Origin of the sequence: Bradyrhizobium denitrificans (genome assembly GCF_013179005.1) — a bacterium.
Taxonomy (GTDB): Bacteria; Pseudomonadota; Alphaproteobacteria; order Rhizobiales; family Xanthobacteraceae; genus Bradyrhizobium; species Bradyrhizobium denitrificans.
Window position 1 is genome coordinate 1 of sequence record NZ_JABFDP010000073.1, and the last position, 3284, is coordinate 3284.

4 protein-coding genes and 1 pseudogene are annotated in these 3284 nt (G+C 64.2%); 4 read left to right on the forward strand and 1 reads right to left on the reverse strand.

From position 1 onward, the window contains the following. From HL671_RS38700 to HL671_RS37720, 3 genes and pseudogenes are all read left to right on the forward strand, one after another. Nucleotides 1–198: pseudogene (locus HL671_RS38700) on the forward strand (hypothetical protein); the annotation flags it as partial. A 590-nt stretch (nt 199–788) separates the two neighbouring features. After that, the gene (locus tag HL671_RS37715) at nt 789–986 is read left to right on the forward strand and encodes a hypothetical protein (protein ID WP_006614936.1); all 198 of its coding nucleotides are present in this window, start codon (nt 789–791) and stop codon (nt 984–986) included. An 85-nt stretch (nt 987–1071) separates the two neighbouring features. Beyond that, nucleotides 1072–1551 (forward strand): GcrA family cell cycle regulator, encoded by a 480-nt coding sequence (locus tag HL671_RS37720; protein WP_012044635.1) that lies wholly within the window; start codon nt 1072–1074, stop codon nt 1549–1551. Nucleotides 1552–1760: 209 nt separating this feature from the next. Here HL671_RS37720 and HL671_RS37725 read toward each other — a convergent pair whose 3' ends face one another. Further along, on the reverse strand, nt 1761–2729 hold the full coding sequence (locus HL671_RS37725; RefSeq protein ID WP_172244217.1) for an SDR family NAD(P)-dependent oxidoreductase: 969 nt from the start codon (nt 2727–2729) through the stop codon (nt 1761–1763). A gap of 223 nt (nt 2730–2952) precedes the next feature. Between HL671_RS37725 and HL671_RS37730 the strand changes: the two genes are divergently transcribed. Beyond that, nucleotides 2953–3108: a hypothetical protein gene (locus HL671_RS37730; RefSeq protein WP_012044637.1), complete on the forward strand. Its 156-nt coding sequence runs from the start codon at nt 2953–2955 to the stop codon at nt 3106–3108. Nucleotides 3109–3284: the final 176 nt, after the last annotated feature.

Sequence of the window (3284 nt, forward strand, 5' to 3'; positions counted from 1 at the left end):
ACTTCCACCTCCAAGCTGTCGTTCATACTCGGCACACCGCCTGCGGCCCGCCTGCTGAGAAAAATGCAGGCGGCAGGTACCACAGGTGCAGCCGAGACGACCGGCCTTCCCTGCGCGATGGCTTTTTACGCTTATGGCGGGCTCTCCCCGGTGTCCGGCTTGATAGCCACCGACATCAGCGGGATCATCACCCCCTGATTGAGCGCCAGCTTCGGGGCGCCAGGACCACACGCTTTTGCGTCCGCAACAGCGCCGTTCGTCCGCGCATCGCTCAACGACACGCTGCGGCTCCATCGCGGCCATCGCATCCCCGCCTCGCGTGTCGTGACGATCGCGCGCAACGCCCCTTCCGAATGAGGCGGGATGGGCGCAGTAGAGCACAATTTCCGGAAAAGNATGAGGCGGGATGGGCGCAGTAGAGCACAATTTCCGGAAAAGCGAAAGACCTAATTTCTGAATTATGGAAATCGCGATCAGGACGACGAGACGCCGACCCAGATCGCCCCCCGGCCCCCGCGACGAGGTCCGGACCTTCGGTGAAGCCACCCGGCCGGCTGGCCGCCAGTTGTGGCGCGAATCCTCTCCACCGGCTCGTGCACCGTCGCATTCCGGGCACGGACTCGCCGACCGCGCGGAGAGTCACCGCCGCGACCGACCAGATTCGTCATATTTCTTTAAAATTCAATATCTTAACCACTTATCCCCAAGTGGCTGTACAACCTATTGGATTCCAAATAGAGTCTAAAAAGTTACTTTTCTGTACACCGGTTACGGACTAGCTTTTAGGCATGGCGACGGAAAAAGCCGAGACTGACCGCATCCCCGTAACCCTAGCCCTGGCAACCATCGGCTATCTCGAAAAGCTCGTGAAACAGGGAACCCACGGCACCAGCGTTCCGGGTGTCTGCAGAACGTTGATCGAAGAAGGCATCCGGCTCGCCATCAAGGATGGGCTGCTGTCGATTCGCGACAACGGACGGGCGTAAATCTAGGGGCGCGACGCGGAGACAGTTTTGGTGCGGCCGTCGGCCAGGACGATCCAGGACGGATCAAACTTGGAAGCGATAGACAATGCCCGCCGAACGACAGACCCAACCCACCTGGACCGAGGAACGCCTCCGGGCCCTGAAACAGCACTTTGAAGCCGGGCTGACCTGCCGCGAGATCGCCGCCGAGCTCGGCGTCAGCCGAAATGCCGTGATCGGCAAGATCTCCCGCCTGGCGCTGACGCGCGACAATGGCGGCGACACACGGCGCGTGGTCCGCGCCGAGAATGCCAGGGACGGCGCACGCCGCCCCGTCCCCAAACTGCGCCGCCGCATCCTGCGCGCCGTGAGCAACGATCCGCCGCCGATCATGATCGAGGAGCCGCCCGCAGGCCCCGTCGAGAACGGCTGCTCACTGTTCGAACTCTCCAAGGAGCGCTGCCGCTGGCCGATCTCGACGCCCGGCGCGGATGATTTCTGCTTCTGCGGCTCGAAGCCGCTCGACGGCCTGCCGTATTGTCCGAGCCATACGCGGATGGCGTATCGCGTGGCGTCGTCGCGTTAGGGAGCAATCTGCAGGGCTCACTTCGCGGAGCCTTCCCGCGCGGGCAGCAAAGCTCGCATAGAGATAGATGACGCGTACACCCCTACGCCTTGCTGGGTCGCCGCGGTCTGCGGGGACGGCGCACCGATCTCGTCCCCCCTCCCCTTGCGGGGAGGGGAGCTCACCGTCTGCGTGGCAAGAGGCGTGCTTTTACAACTAACAGCAATCCCCTACCCCAGCTTCCACCCCGCCTCCTGCGCAAAACGCTGGAAGAACTCGGGCTCATACGCCTGCTCCGGCGATTGCCGCACGCGCATGTCGAGCAGCTTGGCGTCCTCGCCGACCAGGATGCGCCATTGCTCGGTCTTCACGCCGTCGAGGATGATCTTCGCCGCCTGCGCCGCTGTCGTCGGGGCGTCGTCGAGGAAACTGCGGGCGCGCTCACGGGCGGCGTTCTGGATGTCCTGATCACTCATCGCGGCGACGTCGATGCCCATGCCTTTCATGCGCTGGCGGGCCTGGGCGATCTCGGTCTCGCTGAGCTCGTCGGACTCGGTGCCGCTCTGCAGCTTGCGCGAGTTCGAGACGATCGAGGTGCCGATATGGCCGGGCATCACCACAGAGCATTTGATGTGCGGCGCATTCAGGCGGAGGTCGTTGATCAGCGCCTCGGTGAACCCCTTCACGGCGAATTTCGCCGCGCTGTAGGCGGTGTGCGAGACGCCCATGCCGACCGAGGCCCAGAAGCCGTTGACGCTGGAGGTGTTGACGATGTGTCCTTCGGCGGCCTTCAGCAGCATCGGCAGGAAGGTGCGGACGCCGAGATAGACGCCGCCCCAGCAGATGTTGAAGGTGCGCTCCCACTGCTCGCGGCTGTTGGTGAACAGGCTGCCGCCGCCGCCGATGCCGGCATTGTTGAACAACAGATGGATCTTGTCGGTGGCCTGCTGCTCGGCGAGCTCGTCGCGGAAGCGCTGCAGCTGCGCCTCGATCGAGACGTCGGCGACGTGCGTGGTGACGCGCAGGCCCTGCGGCAGCGTCTCGGCCTCGCACAATCTCCTGGTCTCGGCCATCGCCTCGGCCGAGACGTCGCACATCGCGACATTGCAGCCTTCAGCGACGAGCTGGCGCGCCAGCTCGCGGCCCATGCCCGTGCCGCCCCCGGTGATCACGGCGATCTTGCCGGCGAAATCCTTCATCGGATGCTCTTCCTTCCCTTTTGCGGGACCGCGCATGCGGCCCCGGCCTTGCTCGTTCTCTTGTCGGAACGCGCCACGAGCTTAGGACGTTTGGCCGGCAAGACCAGAGCGGATGACGCGGACCGGCATTGCAGTGCACCACAGGAAAACTTCACCCAGGGGTTGAACCCGGGGCGATCGACGCCGACTTATTCCGTGGGGAGGCAGGCTCGAGGAGGTTCGCATGGCGTACCAACAGGGGCACTGGCAGGACGATGGCTGGCGCGACACGATGGTCGATCCGGCAGCGCATGATGATGGCGCTTACGTCACCGGTTGGACGATCAGCGGCCTTGCCGTGATCGGTACCATCGTGGCGGTCTGGCTGCTCGGCATCTGATCTGATCGTCGCGACGTGCGTTATCGATGACGTGACAGAAGGCCTCGCCAAGCGCGGCCTCGGCGTCGTGCGCGCCGCTGTTTCCTCCGTCATTGCGAGCGCAGCGAAGCAGTCCAGAGTCCCGCCCACAGCAGCCGCTGGATTGCTTCGCTGCTGTTCAGCCCGGGGACATGGCT

Coding starts and splice junctions, on each gene's coding strand:
- HL671_RS37715 (WP_006614936.1), top strand. CDS start 789: ATGGCGACGGAAAAAGCCGAGACTGACCGCATCCCCGTAACCCTAGCC.
- HL671_RS37720 (WP_012044635.1), top strand. CDS start 1,072: ATGCCCGCCGAACGACAGACCCAACCCACCTGGACCGAGGAACGCCTC.
- HL671_RS37725 (WP_172244217.1), bottom strand. CDS start 2,729: ATGAAGGATTTCGCCGGCAAGATCGCCGTGATCACCGGGGGCGGCACG.
- HL671_RS37730 (WP_012044637.1), top strand. CDS start 2,953: ATGGCGTACCAACAGGGGCACTGGCAGGACGATGGCTGGCGCGACACG.